Raw genomic sequence first — 17,385 nt, forward strand, 5'->3', positions numbered from 1 at the left:
TTAGAAGTTGTCAGTGGAGGTGAAAACGCCGACCCGAAGGCCTTCGGCGGTGTAGATCTCGCGACCATCCACAGCCACTGAACCATCGGCAATGGCCATGTTCAGCTTGCCCTTGAGGACGCGTTTGATATGAATGTTATAGGTAATCTTCTTCGCGCTCGGCAGAACCTGACCGAAGAACTTCACTTCGCCCGAACCCAGGGCGCGACCGCGGCCCGGCAGGCCTTGCCAACCGAGGAAGAAACCGACCAATTGCCACATGGCATCCAGGCCCAGGCAGCCCGGCATCACCGGATCACCTTCGAAGTGGCAGGCGAAAAACCACAGGTCAGGAGTGATGTCCAGCTCGGCGACCAATTCACCTTTGCCGTACTTGCCACCCTCTTCGCTGATATGGGTGATGCGATCCACCATCAGCATGTTCGGGGCGGGCAGTTGCGCGTTACCTGGGCCGAACAGCTCACCGCGACTGCAGCGCAGCAGGTCTTCCCGAGTAAAGGCGTTTTGTTTGGTCATGCGAGCTCCTCAATAGTCCCATGCGGCAGGGTGGGGCAAATCTTCCCGGCCGATTGAAGCGTTCATGCCTCGAATCGACAGCCTACTCATAGACTATTGCGTTGTAGTGAAAGTCACAGCACACGGGAAATGAATGTACACCTGTGCACTGAAATTTTTATTCAAGCCCCAATCGGGACTTGTTCGGGTGGTTAAGACTGCCGCACTTTCGCCTTTCACGCCAGTCGCAGATGGTCGAAACGCCTGCACTAACGCACCCAGCGCTGCAGAATTTGCTGCAGGTCAGCTCTTTTGAACGGTTTGGCCAGGTAATCGTTCATGCCCGCCGCGAGACAGGCTTCGCGATCGCCCTGTAGCGCATTGGCCGTCAGGGCGATGATGGGCACCTCGCCGCAGCCGGGTAACTGGCGGATCTGTCGCGTGGCTTCGTAGCCATCGATGATGGGCAACCGGCAATCCATCAGAATCGCCTCGAAAATCAGACTTTCGGCACTGCGGATGGCTTGGGCGCCGTCGGCGGCGATGCTGACGGTGAAGCCCAGGCTGCGCAGCATGGCTTCGATCACGGTCTGGTTCACCGGATTGTCTTCTACCAGCAGCACGTTGCGGCCCTCGCCATGACCGCTGCCGATGCCGTCGGGGAGCTTTGGCGCCAGGGCTATCGGTGCCTTTTTCGACAGGGCCAGAGGGATCTCCAGGGTAAACACCGAGCCCTGGCCTTCTTCGCTCTGGGCGCGCAATGTGCCCCCCATGCGCTCAGCCAGGGTGCGGGCAATCGGCAGCCCCAGGCCGGTGCCACCGTAGCGCCGGGAAATCGAACTGTCGGCTTGCTGGAAGGCATCGAACATGCGCTCCAGGCTTTCGGTCGCGATCCCGATGCCACTGTCGCGCACCGTGCAGGTAAACCACAGGAGTTCGTGATCCAGTGCCTGCCACTGGCATTGCACGGTGACGCGGCCTTGTTCGGTGAATTTCAGGGCATTGCCGATCAGGTTGACCAGGATCTGCCGGATCCGCGTCGGGTCGCCTTGCACCTGCAAGGGCTGCATGTCATCAGGGATCAGCAGGTCCAGGCCCAGCTTGCGTTGCGCGGCGCTGTGCTGGAACGACTGGGCGCAACTGGCGACCAGCTCCGCCAGATTGAACGGGATGTGTTCCAGCTCCAGGGCCGAGCGTTCGATGCGCGAGAAGTCGAGGATGTCGTTGATGACTTTCAGCAGGTGCTCGGTGGATTCGCTGGCCAGCGCCGTGTACTCGAATTGCTCCTCCGTCATTTCGGTGGTTTCCAGCAGTTGCAGCATGCCCAGTACACCGTTCATGGGGGTGCGCAGTTCATGGCTCATCATCGCCAGGAATTCGGACTTGGCGCTGTTGGCCTTCTCCGCTTCTTCCCGGGTTTTGATCAGTTGCGCCATGGCCTGGTGCTGTTCACGGCTGGCTTGCTCGAGACCGTCGGCCAGATTGTTGATATGCCGCGACAAGGCCCCCAGTTCGGCATCGTCGACGATGGGCAGCGGCGTGCCGTAGTCGCCTTGCTGGATCGCCATGACTGCGTTGCCGATGTCGCGGATCGGCCGGGACAGGTTGGACGCCAGGCGACGCGCCACCAGGAAGGTGAACAGCAGGGCGAACAGCGCCAGGATCGCGGCCTTGAGGAGGATTTCCTGCTGCCGCTGGCTGAAGGCGTCACTGGACATGCCGACGATCACCCGGCCCAGGTAATCCTCATCGGGCGCCTCGATGGTCATGCTGTTGCCTTGCAGGAAATCATTGTTCAAGGCAATGCGCTGCAGGTGAACCGGCGCCTGGAAAACTTCGATCTGCTGGGAATGCTTGCGGCCTTGCGCGGGCTGCTCGACATACACCACAACCCGGTCCGTGCTGTCTTGAACCTCCAGAAAACGCACATGAGGCGTGGCCAGGGTGGCGGTGAGCAGATTTTCCAGCACCTCGTTATTGCCCGATATCACCCCATATTCCGTGGCCGGGGCCAGCTGGTTGGCGATCAACTGCCCGGTGTGGTTGAGTTCCTGGCGCAGGTCCTGGATTCGCACGAAGGTAAAGAAGCTGATCAACAGCACCGTCAGCAGCAAGGCCGGGCCGAGGGCGATAAGCTGGGTGCGGGTATTGATGTCCCAGCGGCGACGCAAGGTCATGGGCGTTGTTCTCCTTCGGCCAGCTGTGCAGCGACGGATTCGGCGTCAATCGGCTCGATCCCCAGTGAGCGGGCGACCTGCTGGTTGCTCAGGACTTTGAAGCGGGCCGGATACAGGGTGCGGGGCCAGGTGGCGGCGGGGCGGTCCAGCAAATCGTCGAGAATTGCCAGCCAGTCCTCCTGGTCGCTGTAGGTGCTGGCCAGGCTGCCGGCCTTGACGAAAGCGGCGTTGGGCCCGATCAGCGCACGTTGCCGGGCGTAGCTGCTGAGCAACAGATTCTTTACCGTCTTGGGGTTGTACAGATCGGGGTCGTCGAGCCCCAGCAGCACATCGCTGCGGCCCAACAGCTTTTGCAGAGGGCGACTGTCACTGGTGTCGTCCCAGCGTTCACTCACGATCTCCAGCCCCAACGGCGTCGCTGCCTGGCGGATTTCCTTGAGCAGGAACTCGCTGTGCCCGTCGAACAGCACGCCGACCCTGCGCATTTGCGGAAGGATCGCGCTAATCAGGCGCAATTGCCGCGTCAGCGGCGGATCGCTCCACAACAAGCTCAGGTGATCGGGTGTTGTCTCGCCCAGGCGATCCCTGGCTTGTTGGCGGCTGATTCGCAGTACCAGGGTGGCGGGCCCGTGGGTTTCCTGCAGGCGCCAGTCAAGGCTGGGCAGGTCAAGCAAGATCAGGCGGACATTGCGGGGCAGTTTGCCGGGCGCCGGCAGGCTGGCCAGCGGAGTAAACCTGACGTTATCCTCGGGGCGCAGGGCCTTCAGGGCCTGGGTGAATGACTGAGCGCCAGGGCTGTTATGGGCACCGGTCAATAGAATGTCGGCGGCGCGGGCCTCGATCGTTGCCAGCCAGCCTGCAAACACCAGGCACAGCGCCAGCGGCAGGCGGCCACGAAAGGGCGTCTTGCGCGATTGACCCCGGAACATCTAGAACGACAACTCCGCAGTGAAATACAGGACGTGACGGGAGTCGTAGTGGTTGTCGACAAACGTAGTGGGCTGGTTGTCGAGACGCTGCTGCAGGATGCCCGCCAGTTCCAGGTTGGCCTTGCCCAAAGAAATGCGTTTGGCCAGGCGGGTGTCGACTCGTTCAAAGCGATAGCCGTTAAGGTCGTCGGCGCCATAATAGAACACCGCACTGTTCCAGCCTCGGCCCCAGTCCCGCAGCCAGCCGGCCGAACCGCTATTGCGGGCGGTCGGCTGTTCGTCGAGAGCATTGCTGGCCAGCGCATCGACGTAGGCATAGGTCAGGCGCAGGCGGTCGGCGCTGGTGATGCGCCAGTCGAACTGGGTTTCGGCCCCGGAAAACTGTGATTCATTGGCGTTGCTGGCAATGTACTGATTGTTGCGCAGGGGTTCGCTGATCATGCCGGTGATTTCGTCATGGAACAGCTTCACATCGACGCTCAGCCCCAGGTTCATGAAATAACCGTTGTAGCCCAGTTCCCGGGAGCGCATGTGCTCCTGGTCCAGGTTTCCCGGCCCTCGGGTCTGGACAAAATAACGGGCACTGCTCTGGCCGAAGGCGGTGGGCTTGAGGTTGGTGACCTGATAACTCCAATTGACATTGTTCTCGAACATGTCCGGCGAGCGCACCGCCTCGGAGTACACCGCCCGCAGGCCATGGCGTGGTGTGATCAGGTAGTTGACCGCCACCCGCGGCGTCAGCGAGCTGCCGGTCAGGTGGGTGTCTTCGAACATCGCACCGCCCTGTACCAGCCAATGTTCGCTGGCCCGCCACTCCAGTTGGCCGAACAGGCGCCAAGTGGTGTCGTCCAGCGTGCCGTTGAAGTACGTCTCGGAGTCGGCCCGGTCGTAGCGATAGTTTGCCCCGGTGACCAGTCGCAGGCTGTCGGACAGGCTCAGGGTGTCCTGGATTTCCAGGTCGTAGCGCGACTCACGGGCGCTCTGGTCGATATCGCCGCACAAGGTTTGCGAGGCGCCGTTGCGCCATTGATCGAGCACCTGATTGGCCAGCGCCTGTTCTTGCGGGGTGCCGGGCGGCGCACCGGTGCCGGTGAAGCTGGGAATATTGCGCGCCAGCTTCTCGGCGTAGTTAGGGTTGAGCAACCACAGATCGGTCAACTGCGGGCTGAAGGAGACCTCGGCATCGCAGGCGCGCCAGGTCTGCTGGCGATCCCAATGCTGGAGCGAGCCTTGTACATAAAGGCTGTGGTTGGGGTTCAGGTCCAGGTTCCAGCGCAGCGAACCGGCGTAGTCCTTGGCGACGACATCGGAGTTATCCCCGGCGGCCGTAATCCCGGCGAACACTGGATGGTAGGTATAAGGCCGCTGATTGGTCCCGTCTTTGGCGTTCAGTTGCCAGTCGATGCTCTGCTGTTCGTTCAGGGTCTGGCTGACGGACAGGTTGAAACGGTTCAAGCGTCGACTGTCGCGGTAATCGGCGCCGGTGCGGTTGCTGTCAAAGCCGTCGTCTTCCTGGCCGGACAGTGACAGCCGCAGGTCACCGCTCTCCCAACCGCTGCCCTGGCTGGCGTACCAGTCGCTGATGCCACGCTGGCCTCGGGTGATTTTCAGGCGGGTGCCGTGGCTGTCGGCCGGAGCGCGGGTGATGATATTGACCACCGCCATCAGTGCATTGGCGCCGTAGCTGACGGTGTTGGGGCCGCGGAAAACTTCGATCCGCTCGATGTCTTCCATGGCCACTGGAATATCGCTCCAGTCCACCGTGGCCAGGCCGGCGCGATACACCGAACGGCCATCGATCAGCACCTGCATGCGCCGCGCTTCGGTGGCGTTGGTGCCGTGGTAGTTCACGGCGGCCTGGTTCCCGCTGATATTGCCGACCATCATGCCCGGCACCAGGCGCAGCAGTTCGCTGATGTCCCGGGCGCCACTGGCCTTGATCAATTCGCTGTCCAGCACGGTCATGCTGCCGGGGACCGCCGCCGGCGATTGTTTCAGGCGCGTGGCCGTCAACACTTGGGGCAGGGGCTGACTGTCGACGAACAAGTCGTCGGCCAGCACTGGCGGGCTGATGAACAGCGCCAATACGAGCGACGAACCTGAACGGGAAGGGCCAACGAACACGGCACAGCCTTTGATTAGGGAAAGGATGGCCGGCATGTTAACCGAGGTGAGTGACTTTTCCATTCACGTTGACAGCATTTTCCTAGGAATTGATGGTCAGCTTCCTACAACTGCCGGTAATTGTAGTCGGGGCTGGTCGCGGTGTGGCCGCTCCGTATAATGCCCGGCATTGCCACTTGGTATGGATGAACGGATTGCATATGACTGAACAGCGCCCGATTGCGGTCCTGGGGGGCGGGAGTTTCGGTACCGCCGTGGCCAATCTGCTGGCCGAGAACGGCCACCCGGTGCGCCAATGGATGCGTGACCCGGAGCAGGCCGAGGCCATCCGGGTCAATCGCGAGAACCCGCGTTACCTCAAGGGCATCAAGATCCGCCCTGAAGTTGAACCGGTGACTGACTTGCAGGCCACCTTGCAGGACTGTGACCTGTTTTTCGTCGCCTTGCCGTCCAGCGCCCTGCGCTCGGTCCTGGCGCCCCATGCCGAACGCTTGAGCGGCAAATTGCTGGTGAGCCTGACCAAGGGGATCGAAGCCCAGACCTTCAAGCTGATGAGCGAGATTCTCGAAGAAATCGCCCCAAAGGCTCGAATCGGTGTGATTTCCGGGCCGAACCTGGCGCGCGAGATCGCCGAGCATGCGCTGACCGCCACCGTAGTCGCCAGTGAAGACGAAGAACTGTGCCAGCGGGTCCAGGCCGCGCTGCATGGGCGAACCTTCCGGGTCTACGCCAGTGCCGACCGTTTCGGTGTGGAACTGGGCGGGGCGCTGAAGAACGTCTATGCCATCATCGCCGGCATGGCGGTGGCGCTGGGCATGGGGGAGAACACCAAAAGCATGCTGATCACCCGAGCGCTGGCGGAAATGACCCGTTTTGCCGTCAGCCAGGGTGCCAATCCGATGACCTTCCTGGGGTTGGCCGGGGTCGGCGATTTGATCGTCACCTGTTCCTCGCCTAAAAGCCGCAATTACCAGGTCGGCTTCGCGCTCGGTCAGGGATTGAGCCTGGACGAGGCTGTGTCGCGCCTGGGTGAAGTGGCCGAAGGAGTGAATACGCTCAAGGTGCTCAAGGCCAAGTCTCAAGAGTCCGGGGTCTACATGCCACTGGTCGCGGGGCTGCATGCGATTCTGTTCGAAGGGCGCACGCTGGAGCAGGTGATCGAACTGTTGATGCGTGGCGAGCCCAAGACCGATGTCGATTTCATTTCCACCAGTGGCTTCAACTGAGCCTCTATTGATCAGAAGCGGGAGCAAACCATGAGCGATCCAAAAGAGCAGGCCCGATACGAGTCCATCCTGCTGCGTGTGTTGTGGATGGTGATTTACCTGCTGGTCTGGCAGGTGGCGCAGTTCATCCTGGGCGCGGTGGTATTGGTGCAACTGATCTACCGGCTGATCTATGGCGCGCCCAGTGCCAGCCTGATGAACTTTGGTGACAGCCTGAGCCAGTTCCTGGCGCAGATCGGCCGTTTTGGCACCTTCCACAGCGACCAGAAACCCTGGCCATTCGCCGACTGGCCCACCCCGCGCACGCCGGAAGGTGAAGCGCCTCACGTGGTGGCGCCGGCTCCGCATCCGGTCCGGGACGAGGAGCCCAAGCTATGAAATTGTGGGTATTGCGTCATGGGGAAGCCGAGCCATACGGTGCCCGTCCCGACCCTGAGCGGGCGCTGACCGCTCACGGTCGCGAAGAAGCACTGCGCAGTGCCGCCGCGCTGATCGGCCAGCCGCTGAGCGCCATTTATGCCAGCCCGTACCTGCGCGCCCAACAGACCGCCCAACTGGTGCGCGAAGCCTTGGGCTTCGCGCCTGAGTTGATCACTGTTGATTGGCTCACGCCGGAAACCCGCCCGCAAAAAGTCCTGGAACAGCTGGTTGATCAGGGCGACGTGCTGCTGGTCAGTCATAACCCGCTGGTGGGCAGCCTGCTGGGCTTTCTGCAACACGGTCACCTGCAACAACCCGAACAGGTTAAAACGGCTGGCCTGGCCGAGCTGGAGGGTGACCTGCCGCTGGCCGGGGCGATGCAGCTCAAGGGCATTCAGCATCCCTGAGAGGTCTCTGGTCGCAGGGTTGAGCACAACAAAAAACATAAAGGAAGGACAACGATGAGTCTGTGGCGCACCACCCCCAACATCGAGCAACTGAACGCCGCCGGTAAAAACACCATCAGCGAAGTGCTGGACATTCGTTTCGAATCTTTCGACGACGAGTCCCTGACTGCCAGCATGGTGGTCGATCACCGCACCCACCAGCCATTCGGCCTGTTGCATGGCGGTGCATCGGTGGTGCTGGCTGAAACGGTCGGGTCCATGGCGGCCTATCTGTGCGTGGACACCAGCAAGTTCTATTGCGTGGGGCTGGAGATCAATGCCAACCACTTGCGCGCTGTGCGCAGTGGTCGGGTGACGGCCACGGCCCGGATGGTCCACCTGGGCCGCACCACCCAGGTCTGGGATATCCGCCTGACCAACGACGAAGGCAAAGTCAACTGCGTGTCGCGCCTGACCATGGCCGTGGTGCCGCTGGGTGAACAGCCGCCGGCGCGTTGAAACCCGAATGCATGTTTGTGACTGATGGGCCGCTCTTGTGGCGAGGGAGCTTGCTCCCGCGAGGCTGCGAAGCGGCCCCGCAAACCCATCGACTCGGTTAGCCTGCCATACCGCGACGCCTGGTTTTGGGCCTGCTGAGCAGGCCTGCGGGAGCAAGCTCCCTCGCCACGGGTTTACATCGCTCATACAACGCCATAGCCCAAGCCCGACTGTCATCATTGCTGTCAGTTACGGTCATTGCCGCGCCACCGGGATGTGCGGACAATCGGTTCCAGTTTCCCCATGGATCCACTGTCATGTCGCAACAGGTGTTTTTCGCCCACGCCAATGGTTTTCCCTCGGCCACTTACGGCAAGCTGTTCGCCGCGCTGGCGCCGCAGTACGAGGTCGCGCATCTGGAATTGCACGGCCATGACCCGCGTTTTCCGGCAGACGATAACTGGCACAACCTGGTGGACGAGCTCATTCATCACCTGGAACAACAACCTGAACCGGTGTGGGGCGTCGGCCATTCCCTGGGTGGCGTTCTGCATCTGCATGCCGCATTGCGCTGTCCACAGTTATATCGTGGCGTGGTAATGCTCGATTCGCCGGTGCTGACCCGCGCCGATCAGTGGGTGATCCTGGCCGCCAAGCGCCTGGGGTTCATCGATCGTCTGACTCCAGCGGGACGGACGTTGGGCCGGCGTGAAGAGTTCGCTGACCTGGAGTCGGCCCGGCAGTATTTTTCCGCCAAGACGCTGTTCCGCGGGTTTGACCCGGAATGCTTCGACGCCTACCTGCAACATGGCTTGCAGCAAGTCGGCGACCGCTTGCGGCTGCGCTTCGATCCGGCCACGGAGATCAGCATTTACCGCGGCGTGCCGCACACCAGTCCCGGCCGGGCCCGTATGCTCAAAGTGCCGCTGGCGGTGGTGCGCGGTCGGCAGAGTCGCGTGGTGATGCGCCATCACACCCGTTCGGTGGGTCGAATGCCCCATGGTGAATCCCTGAGCATGCCCGGCGGCCACATGTTTCCCCTGGAACGTCCGCAGGACACGGCCAGGTTGCTCAAGGATCTCTTTCAGCGCTGGGAAGGGCGCAGCTTATGAGTGGGGTTGAAGAAGTCCGTCTGAGCCTGCCCCACATTGAACTGGCGGCCCACCTGTTCGGGCCGGAGGATGGCCGGCCGGTCATCGCCTTGCACGGTTGGCTGGACAATGCGAACAGCTTCGCCCGGCTGGCTCCACGGCTTGAGGGCCTGCGGGTCATTGCACTGGACATGGCCGGTCACGGTCACTCCGGGCATCGCCCACCCGGTGCTGGCTATGCCCTGTGGGACTATGCCCATGATGTGCTGCAAGTCGCCGAACAACTGGGCCTGGCGCGTTTCGCCCTGCTGGGGCATTCCATGGGCGCCATCGTCTCGCTGGTGCTCGCCGGAGCCTTGCCCGACCGGGTCACGCACCTGGGGCTGATCGACGGGGTGATCCCTCCCACGGACAAAGGCGACAACGCCGCCGAGCGCATGGGCATGGCCCTGCAGGCGCAGCTGGATTTGCAACAAAAACGAAAACCGGTCTACAAAACCCTCGACCGGGCCATTGAGGCCCGCATGAAAGGCCTGGTGGCGGTCAGTCGCGAAGCCGCCGAATTGCTGGCCCAGCGCGGCCTGATGCCGGTGCCGGGAGGGTACACCTGGCGCACCGACAATCGCCTGACCTTGCCATCGCCGCTTCGCCTGACCGATGAGCAGGCCATGGCCTTCGTGGCGCGGGTCGCTTGCCCCGCGCATCTGGTGGTGGCTGCTGACGGCATGCTTGCCCGACACCCCGAGTTGCTGGAGCGTCTACCCTTCAGTCATGAACGGTTGCCCGGCGGTCATCATTTGCACCTGAACGACGAGGCTGGCGCCGCGCTTGTAGCAGACTGTTTCAATCGGTTCTTCACCGTTTCTTGACTTGCGCCTGGCAACTGTCGAGGCTGGGCGGGTTGAAAAAGGGAGACAACCATGACAGATCTCTGTTTAGCGGCCTCGCAGTGCATCGATGACACCGGCCTCACCCCAGAGACCCAGGCCATGCCGATCCGATGAAATTATCCATTCATTCACTCGCCTTGCTTACGCTGGCCTGCTTCAGCCCGGCATCGTTTGCCGCCGATGTTCCCGGCAGCCGGGACCTGGAGCGGGTGCCCCGCATGCCCGACGCGCAAATTGTCGATTACCGGCAAACCACTGACCTGGAGCGGATTTATCCCCTGGGTTCGATCCGCAAGATCAGCGGCCAGTTGCGCTTCGATGGGCAGGTCGATGCCCGTGGCAACACCACGTCGGTGACTTACGAACTGCCGCCGGAACACTCCGCCATCCAGGCCTTTACCGCTGCCCGCGAAGCCTTGCAGAAGCAGGACGCGCAACTGTTGTTCTGGTGCCAGGCTCGTGATTGCGGCGAAAGCAGCCTGTGGGCCAACGAAGTGTTCGGCAATGCCAAGCTCTATGGTGCCGATAACGGTCAGTCTTATCTGCTGCTGCGCCTGGCGCCGCCCGCGGATAACACACTGATTGCGCTGTATGGCATTACTCGCGGCAATCGTAAGGCTTACCTGCATGTCGAGCAGTTCGAGGCAAACGCCTCGCTGGGGAACCTGCTGCCCACATCGGCCACGCTGTTGCGCCAGCTCAAGGACACCGGCGTGCTGGACTTGCCGCGTCTGGTCGGCGAACCGGACGAAACCTGGTTGCGCCTGCTATCCCGGGCGCTGAACCTGGACACGGGTCTTCGAGTCACTGTCGCCGGACCCCAGGCCGAGGCCTGGCGGCAAGCATTGATCGATCAGGGGGTCCGGGCGGCGCGAATGGAGGCCGCCAGGGGCGATGCGGCGGGCCTGCATCTTGAGCTGCTGCGTTAAGCTGTCTCGGGTGACGTGCTCACGCCGTCAGCCCGGCCCTGTTTTTATTTCGAGACCTGACATGCTCAATAACGATCGGCTGTTGGTGCAGATCCTGCTCCTGGTGTTGTTCGGTGCAAGCTTCTGGGTGATGGCTCCGTTCTGGTCGGCGCTGTTCTGGGGCGCGGTGCTGGCGTTTGCCAGTTGGCCGCTGATGCGCCTGTTGACCCGCTGGGTCAATGGTCGTGAGTCGCTGGCGGCGGCTTTGCTGACCGTAGGCTGGATGGTGCTGGTGGCGGTGCCGCTGGTGTGGCTGGGCTTCAACCTGGCTGATCATGTACGCGACGCCACGGCATTTATCAAGAACGTGCAGGTCGATGGCCTGCCTGATCCCCCGGTATGGCTGGCGGGCTTACCGCTGGTGGGGGGGCGGTTGGTGGGCATCTGGAACAGCATCGATCAGCAAGGTGCAGCCATGATGGTGTCCGTCAGGCCGTACCTGGGTCAGGTCGGCAACTGGCTGCTGGCTCGCAGTGCCCAAATCGGCGGTGGCATTCTCGAACTGACCCTGAGCATTGTGTTCGTGTTCTTTTTTTACCGTGACGGCCCGCGCCTGGCGGTGTTCGTGCACGGGTTGCTGGAGCGTCTGATCGGCGACCGTGCCGGTTACTACATCGAACTGGTGGCCGGTACGGTGCAGCGTGTGGTCAACGGCGTGATCGGCACCGCGGCGGCCCAGGCGGTGCTGGCGCTGATTGGTTTCCTGATCGCTGGCGTACCGGGGGCATTGGTGCTGGGCATCGTCACCTTCCTGCTCAGCCTGATTCCCATGGGGCCGCCCATGGTCTGGATCCCCGCCACGGCGTGGCTGGTGTGGAAGGGCGAATACGGGATGGCGGTGTTCCTGGGGATCTGGGGCACCTTCATCATCAGCGGTGTGGACAACGTGCTCAAACCCTACCTGATCAGCCGTGGCGGAAACCTGCCGTTGGTGATCGTATTGCTGGGGGTGTTCGGTGGCTTGATTGCCTTCGGCTTCATCGGACTGTTCATTGGCCCGACCCTGCTGGCGGTGGCCTACAGCTTGCTGACGGACTGGAGCAAGAGCCAGGCGCGATAACCTCACTCCTGAGACCAGCAGCAACCTTTTTGTAGTGAGGGGATAGATCCCCTCGCCACCAATGGGCTTCGATCCAGCAGGCAAGCCTGGCTCTGAAAAACCAGGCTTGCCGGTCAATCACGTCGCCACGTTCAGGTATTTCCCCACGGGGGCGACATCATCCAGCGAGTATTGTCGACTGAGGTTGGCGATCATCCTGTTCAGCGCTTCACTGACATTGGTCTGGTCGGTGGAGCTGTCGCTGGTGCGGTTGGCCTGTACCGCGCTGGTCAGTTCGCTGGTGCCGGTGTTGCTCTGACCATCGGCGTCGAGCTGGCTGAACAACGCCTCACTGGAGGCCTGTTGTGGCGGTGGCGGGGGGAGGCTGGCGGCGAGTTCGTCGAGGCTGACGGTACCGTCTTCATTCTCGTCCAGGGCCGAGAACAGTTCCTGGCTGTCGGCAGTGCTGCCGGCGCTCGCCAGACCATTGCTCAGCTCCTCGCTACTTACCTCGCCATCACCGTCGGCGTCCAGGGCGCTGAGCAGCGCATCGGCCAGTTCGGTCGTCGGCGCCTGGTCCCGTGGCGGCGGAGGCGGTGGCGCCATCGCGGCTATCTCATCACTGCTCAGGTCGCCGCTACTGTCGCTGTCCAGGTCGCTGAAATTGTCGCTCAGGCTGACCAGGATGCCGTCGTCACTCTTCTGCGACAGGGCCGTGCTCAATTCTTCCTGATCGACCGAGCCGTCGGCGTTGCTGTCGAGTTTGCTGAGCAGCTCCTTTTGAAACTGCTGGCTGCGGGCACTGCTGGTCGCGGTACTGCTGGTGCTGGTATAGGGCGAGTAACTGCTGACGCTACCGATCATGGGCGCTCTCCTTGGGCTGGAATGCCGGTGGGTGCACCGGCTTATGCAGCGTCGGCGGGGCAGTTGTCGTGGGTGTGTGGAGTTTGTACCGGCGGGTGTACAAACTCAGCCCCCGACGCGGCTCCCACATGGGATTGAGGTGGTTTCAGGCGCGGGGCAAACGGATCACCGCCGTCAATCCGCCCCCTGGCGTTTCTTCCAGGCTCAATTGCCCGCCCAAGCGTTCGGCGGCTTCCCTGGCGATGGTCATGCCCAGGCCGACACCGCCGGAGTTGCGGTTGCGTGAGCCTTCCAGGCGATAGAAGGGCTCGAACACTGCTTCGCGTTTATCCGCCGCAATCCCGGGGCCGTGGTCAATCACCCGAATCACTACCTGGTCGCGCTGGTCTTGCAGCGTAATCAACGCATGTCCGGCGTAGCGCAAGGCATTGTCCATGAGGTTGTTGATACACGAGCGCAACGCCATCGGCTGCACCTGTAACGGCGCGCAACCACCGCTGGCTTGCACGTCGGCACCCTGGTCCTGGGCGTTTTCGCTCAGCGATTCCACCAACGCCTGCACGTCCATCCATTGCAGCGCTTCGCTGGTGCGTTGCTCGTGCAGGTAGGTGAGGGTGGCGTCGAGCATGCCAATCATATCGTTCAGGTCCTGACGCATCTGGCCCTGCAGCTTGATGTCATCGATCTGTTCCAGGCGCAGCTTGAGCCGTGAAAGCGGAGTGCGCAGGTCATGGGATACCGCACCGAGCATGCGCGAACGCTGCTGCACCTGCTCGCGAATTCGCTGTTGCATGAGGTTGAACGTATGGGCAGCCTGGCGGGCCTCCCTAGGGCCGGTTTCTTCCAACGGTGGGCTGTCGAGGTTTTCGCTCAGGCGTTCGGCGGCATCGCTCAGGCGCTGGATAGGCAGGGTCAGCAGTTTGGCGCCGTACCAGGCGGCGACGATCAGGCACACAAACTGAAACGTCAGCGGTACCACCGGCCCACCGAACCATGGGCGCGCAGGGCGGTTGGGTGGGGGCCCCGTGGGCCCAGGGTGCTGGCCTTGCCGGGAAAATTCGGGGGGTGGCCCCAAAGGCGGTTTGTCGTATTGAGAAAACCAGACAAAGGCCAACAGGTGCGCCAGGACGATCGCCAGTAACAGCACGCCAAACAGGCGGCCGAACAAGGTGTCGAGGCGCAAGCGCATCAGCCGATGTCCCGGGCGTCGAACAGGTAGCCTTCGCCGCGCACGGTCTTGATCAGTTGCGGCGCCTTGGGGTCGTCACCCAGCTTTTGGCGCAGGCGCGAAACCAGCAGATCGATGCTGCGGTCGAACGCCTCGATGGAGCGCCCACGGGCGGCGTCCAGCAACTGTTCGCGGCTCAGTACCCGGCGCGGTCGTTCGATGAACACCCACAACAGCCGGAACTCGGCGTTGGACAGCGGCACCACCAGTCCGTCGGCGGAGATCAACTGGCGCAGTACGCTGTTGAGTCGCCAGTTATCGAAGCGAATATTGGCCCGTTGCTCGGTGCGGTCGTCGCGTACCCGGCGCAGGATCGTCTGGATCCGCGCCACCAGTTCCCTGGGTTCGAACGGCTTGGCCATGTAATCGTCGGCGCCCAGTTCCAGGCCGATGATGCGGTCGGTGGGCTCGCACCGGGCGGTGAGCATCAGGATCGGGATGTCCGATTCGGCGCGCAGCCAGCGACACAATTGCAAGCCGTCTTCGCCCGGCAGCATCAGGTCGAGCACAACCACGTCGAAATGCTCGGCCTGCATCGCCCGACGCATGGCCGCGCCATCGTTCACGCCGCTGGCGCGTATGTTGAAACGGGCCAGGTAATCGATCAGCAGCTCGCGGATCGGCACATCGTCATCGACGATCAACGCCCGGGTACTCCAGCGCTTGTCATCGTCGGGCGCTTTTTGATCGTCAGAATTTGCAACAGGGGTGTTCTGCATGGATGCATCATCTGCCAGATAGGCTGCCAACCGCAAAGAAGGCGGCGAGGTTGAGGCTTCAGCATAGGCTTCGTGCCGCTAGGCGTGAAGCGCTGAAAGGACGGGGGTGCGGCGCCAGACGGTAGCGTGCCGGCGTGTTGTGCGCGTGTCATGAGTGTATCGACTTCGACACAAAGGCCGGCATCGTCCATGCTGTCCGGGCGCGATGAGGATTTACCGATCATCGGGTCCCGCACGGGCGCTGGTTCCGCTACAATGCGCGCCGATTTCGACTTGCCTGAGAGCCCACTCATGTCCGCCTGCCAGACGCCCATCATCGTTGCCTTGGATTTCCCTACCCGTGACGCCGCCCTGAAGCTGGCCGACCAGTTGGACCCCAAGCTGTGCCGGGTCAAAGTCGGCAAGGAGCTGTTCACCAGTTGCGCTTCGGAAATTGTCGGGACCCTGCGTGACAAGGGTTTTGAAGTATTCCTGGATTTGAAATTCCACGATATTCCCAATACCACCGCCATGGCCGTCAAGGCGGCCGCCGAAATGGGGGTGTGGATGGTCAACGTGCATTGCTCCGGCGGCCTGCGCATGATGGCGGCCTGCCGTGAAGTGCTGGATCAGCGCAGCGGGCCGAAGCCGTTGCTGATCGGCGTGACCGTGCTGACCAGCATGGAGCGCGAGGACTTGGCCGGTATCGGCCTGGATATCGAGCCTCAGGAACAGGTGCTGCGCCTGGCGGCGCTGGCGCAGAAGGCTGGCCTGGACGGTCTGGTCTGCTCGGCCCTGGAGGCCAGCGCCCTGAAAGCGGCGCACCCGTCGCTGCAACTGGTGACGCCGGGGATTCGTCCGGCGGGCAGCGCCCAGGACGATCAACGCCGCATCCTGACCCCGCGTCAGGCACTGGATGCCGGTTCCGACTACCTGGTGATCGGCCGACCGATCAGCCAGGCGGCTGATCCGGCCAAGGCACTGGCGGCGGTAGTCGCCGAACTGGCCTGATCAGACCTGAAGATCCCTTGTGGGAGCGGGCTTGCTCGCGAAAGCGGTGTGTCAGTTGGCAAAAATGGCGCCTGACAATCCGCCTTCGCGAGCAAGCCCGCTCCCACAGGTGTTTTTGTGACTAGACCTTCAATACCAACTTCCCGAAATTCTCCCCACTGAACAATTTGGTCAGCGTCTCGGGGAATGTCTCCAGTCCTTCAACGATGTCTTCCTTGCTCTTGAGCTGCCCCTTGGCCATCCAGCCGGCCATTTCCTGCCCGGCGGCGGCGAACTGAGAGGCGTAGTCCATGACCACGAAGCCTTCCATGCGCGCCCGGTTGACCAGCAGCGACAGGTAGTTGGCCGGGCCTTTCACCGCTTCTTTGTTGTTGTACTGGCTGATCGCACCGCAGATCACTACGCGGGCCTTGAGGTTCAAGCGGCTGAGCACCGCATCGAGGATGTCGCCGCCGACGTTATCGAAGTACACATCCACGCCTTTGGGGCATTCGCGCTTGAGACCGGCATGGACGTCTTCATTCTTGTAGTCGATGGCACCATCGAAGCCCAGTTCATCGATCAGGAATTTGCATTTGTCGGCCCCGCCGGCGATGCCCACCACGCGGCAACCTTTGATCTTGGCGATCTGCCCGGCGATGCTGCCCACCGCACCGGCGGCACCCGAGAGCACTACTGTCTCGCCGGCCTTGGGCGCGCCCACGTCCAGCAGGGCGAAATAGGCGGTCATGCCGGTCATGCCCAATGCTGACAAGTAGCGCGGTAATGGCGCCAGTTTCGGATCGACCTTGTAGAAACCACGCGGCTCGCCGAGGAAATAATCCTGCACACCCAGCGCACCGTTGACGTAGTCACCGACCGCGAAGGCCGGGTTGTTCGAGGCGACTACCTGGCCTACGCCCAAGGCGCGCATCACTTCTCCAATGCCTACCGGCGGGATGTAAGACTTGCCTTCGTTCATCCAGCCGCGCATGGCCGGATCCAGGGACAGATATTCGTTCTTCACCAGAATCTGGCCGGCTGCCGGCTCGCCGACCGGTACTTGCTGATAGGTGAAAGTCTCGCGGGTCGCAGCGCCTACCGGGCGTTTGGCGAGCAGGAACTGGCGATTGGTCTGGGCAGTCATGGCTGGCACTCAAGATGAATGAAGCCTTGTTGATAGACCTTCGAAGCGTTTGTCGCAAGGTTTGCTGATGCAGCGAATGCAGTTCGATCGAGCCCAGTGATAATGGCGCCGGGGCCGTTATCACTGGCGCCCATGAATACTCAAACGGTAATTGGATAGTGCTGCCGCATCGTCCGGACCTGTGACTAGACTGGCGTCATCTCCCGCACTCTTCG

At 62.2% G+C, this 17,385-nt stretch carries 17 protein-coding genes; 9 read left to right on the forward strand and 8 right to left on the reverse strand.

The genetic code is table 11. The features are described 5' to 3' along the window. The 4 genes from fabA to HQ912_RS08875 form a co-directional block, all read right to left on the reverse strand. Window positions 1-516, reverse strand: coding sequence for a 3-hydroxyacyl-[acyl-carrier-protein] dehydratase FabA (gene fabA / locus HQ912_RS08860; RefSeq protein ID WP_047230338.1), 516 nt, complete (start codon window positions 514-516; stop codon window positions 1-3). A gap of 248 nt (window positions 517-764) precedes the next feature. Beyond that, window positions 765-2,672, reverse strand: a complete 1,908-nt coding sequence (locus HQ912_RS08865; RefSeq protein ID WP_173406680.1) for an ATP-binding protein — start codon at window positions 2,670-2,672, stop codon at window positions 765-767. Continuing rightward, window positions 2,669-3,601, reverse strand: a complete 933-nt coding sequence (locus tag HQ912_RS08870) for an ABC transporter substrate-binding protein (RefSeq protein ID WP_047230340.1) — start codon at window positions 3,599-3,601, stop codon at window positions 2,669-2,671. The genes HQ912_RS08865 and HQ912_RS08870 overlap by 4 nt, the downstream gene beginning before the upstream one ends. After that, window positions 3,602-5,761, reverse strand: coding sequence for a TonB-dependent receptor plug domain-containing protein (locus HQ912_RS08875; protein ID WP_260990085.1), 2,160 nt, complete (start codon window positions 5,759-5,761; stop codon window positions 3,602-3,604). A 164-nt stretch (window positions 5,762-5,925) separates the two neighbouring features. Here HQ912_RS08875 and HQ912_RS08880 point away from each other — a divergent pair, with 164 nt between their 5' ends. The 8 genes from HQ912_RS08880 (at window position 5,926) to HQ912_RS08915 (ending at window position 12,264) form a co-directional block, all read left to right on the forward strand. Continuing rightward, a complete protein-coding gene (locus HQ912_RS08880) occupies window positions 5,926-6,951 on the forward strand; it encodes an NAD(P)H-dependent glycerol-3-phosphate dehydrogenase (protein ID WP_047230341.1) in 1,026 nt (341 codons plus the stop codon). A gap of 30 nt (window positions 6,952-6,981) precedes the next feature. Further along, on the forward strand, window positions 6,982-7,329 hold the full coding sequence (locus HQ912_RS08885) for a DUF4389 domain-containing protein (protein WP_047230342.1): 348 nt from the start codon (window positions 6,982-6,984) through the stop codon (window positions 7,327-7,329). Further along, window positions 7,326-7,778 carry a phosphohistidine phosphatase SixA gene (gene sixA / locus HQ912_RS08890; RefSeq protein ID WP_047230343.1) on the forward strand — a complete coding sequence of 151 codons (453 nt, stop codon included), beginning with the start codon at window positions 7,326-7,328 and terminating at the stop codon, window positions 7,776-7,778. Before HQ912_RS08885 ends, sixA begins: the two co-directional genes overlap by 4 nt. A gap of 54 nt (window positions 7,779-7,832) precedes the next feature. Next, window positions 7,833-8,276, forward strand: a complete 444-nt coding sequence (locus HQ912_RS08895; RefSeq protein ID WP_047230344.1) for a hotdog fold thioesterase — start codon at window positions 7,833-7,835, stop codon at window positions 8,274-8,276. Window positions 8,277-8,572: 296 nt separating this feature from the next. After that, window positions 8,573-9,367 carry an alpha/beta fold hydrolase gene (locus HQ912_RS08900; protein ID WP_047230345.1) on the forward strand — a complete coding sequence of 265 codons (795 nt, stop codon included), beginning with the start codon at window positions 8,573-8,575 and terminating at the stop codon, window positions 9,365-9,367. After that, the gene (locus tag HQ912_RS08905; protein WP_047230346.1) at window positions 9,364-10,215 is read left to right on the forward strand and encodes an alpha/beta hydrolase; all 852 of its coding nucleotides are present in this window, start codon (window positions 9,364-9,366) and stop codon (window positions 10,213-10,215) included. Before HQ912_RS08900 ends, HQ912_RS08905 begins: the two co-directional genes overlap by 4 nt. A 143-nt stretch (window positions 10,216-10,358) precedes the next feature. Next, window positions 10,359-11,165, forward strand: coding sequence for a DUF4892 domain-containing protein (locus tag HQ912_RS08910; protein ID WP_047230358.1), 807 nt, complete (start codon window positions 10,359-10,361; stop codon window positions 11,163-11,165). Window positions 11,166-11,226: 61 nt separating this feature from the next. After that, entirely contained in the window at window positions 11,227-12,264 is a 1,038-nt protein-coding gene (locus HQ912_RS08915) for an AI-2E family transporter (protein WP_173406681.1), read from the forward strand. 117 nt (window positions 12,265-12,381) lie between these two features. Here HQ912_RS08915 and xopAW read toward each other — a convergent pair whose 3' ends face one another. The 3 genes from xopAW to HQ912_RS08930 form a co-directional block, all read right to left on the reverse strand. Continuing rightward, window positions 12,382-13,107 (reverse strand): EF-hand domain-containing protein, encoded by a 726-nt coding sequence (xopAW, locus tag HQ912_RS08920; RefSeq protein WP_139049443.1) that lies wholly within the window; start codon window positions 13,105-13,107, stop codon window positions 12,382-12,384. 145 nt (window positions 13,108-13,252) lie between these two features. After that, on the reverse strand, window positions 13,253-14,296 hold the full coding sequence (locus tag HQ912_RS08925) for a HAMP domain-containing sensor histidine kinase (protein WP_173406682.1): 1,044 nt from the start codon (window positions 14,294-14,296) through the stop codon (window positions 13,253-13,255). Further along, window positions 14,296-15,054 (reverse strand): response regulator, encoded by a 759-nt coding sequence (locus HQ912_RS08930; RefSeq protein ID WP_047230350.1) that lies wholly within the window; start codon window positions 15,052-15,054, stop codon window positions 14,296-14,298. The genes HQ912_RS08925 and HQ912_RS08930 overlap by 1 nt, the downstream gene beginning before the upstream one ends. A 291-nt stretch (window positions 15,055-15,345) precedes the next feature. Here HQ912_RS08930 and pyrF point away from each other — a divergent pair, with 291 nt between their 5' ends. Then, on the forward strand, window positions 15,346-16,044 hold the full coding sequence (pyrF, locus tag HQ912_RS08935) for an orotidine-5'-phosphate decarboxylase (RefSeq protein WP_160893102.1): 699 nt from the start codon (window positions 15,346-15,348) through the stop codon (window positions 16,042-16,044). 121 nt (window positions 16,045-16,165) lie between these two features. Here the strand turns inward: pyrF and HQ912_RS08940 are convergent, their stop codons facing one another. After that, window positions 16,166-17,170 carry an NADP-dependent oxidoreductase gene (locus tag HQ912_RS08940; protein WP_047230351.1) on the reverse strand — a complete coding sequence of 335 codons (1,005 nt, stop codon included), beginning with the start codon at window positions 17,168-17,170 and terminating at the stop codon, window positions 16,166-16,168. Between the last annotated feature and the right edge of the window lie 215 nt (window positions 17,171-17,385).

This window comes from Pseudomonas sp. MPDS (genome assembly GCF_013283895.1).
GTDB classification, from domain to species: Bacteria; Pseudomonadota; Gammaproteobacteria; order Pseudomonadales; family Pseudomonadaceae; genus Aquipseudomonas; species Aquipseudomonas rhizophila.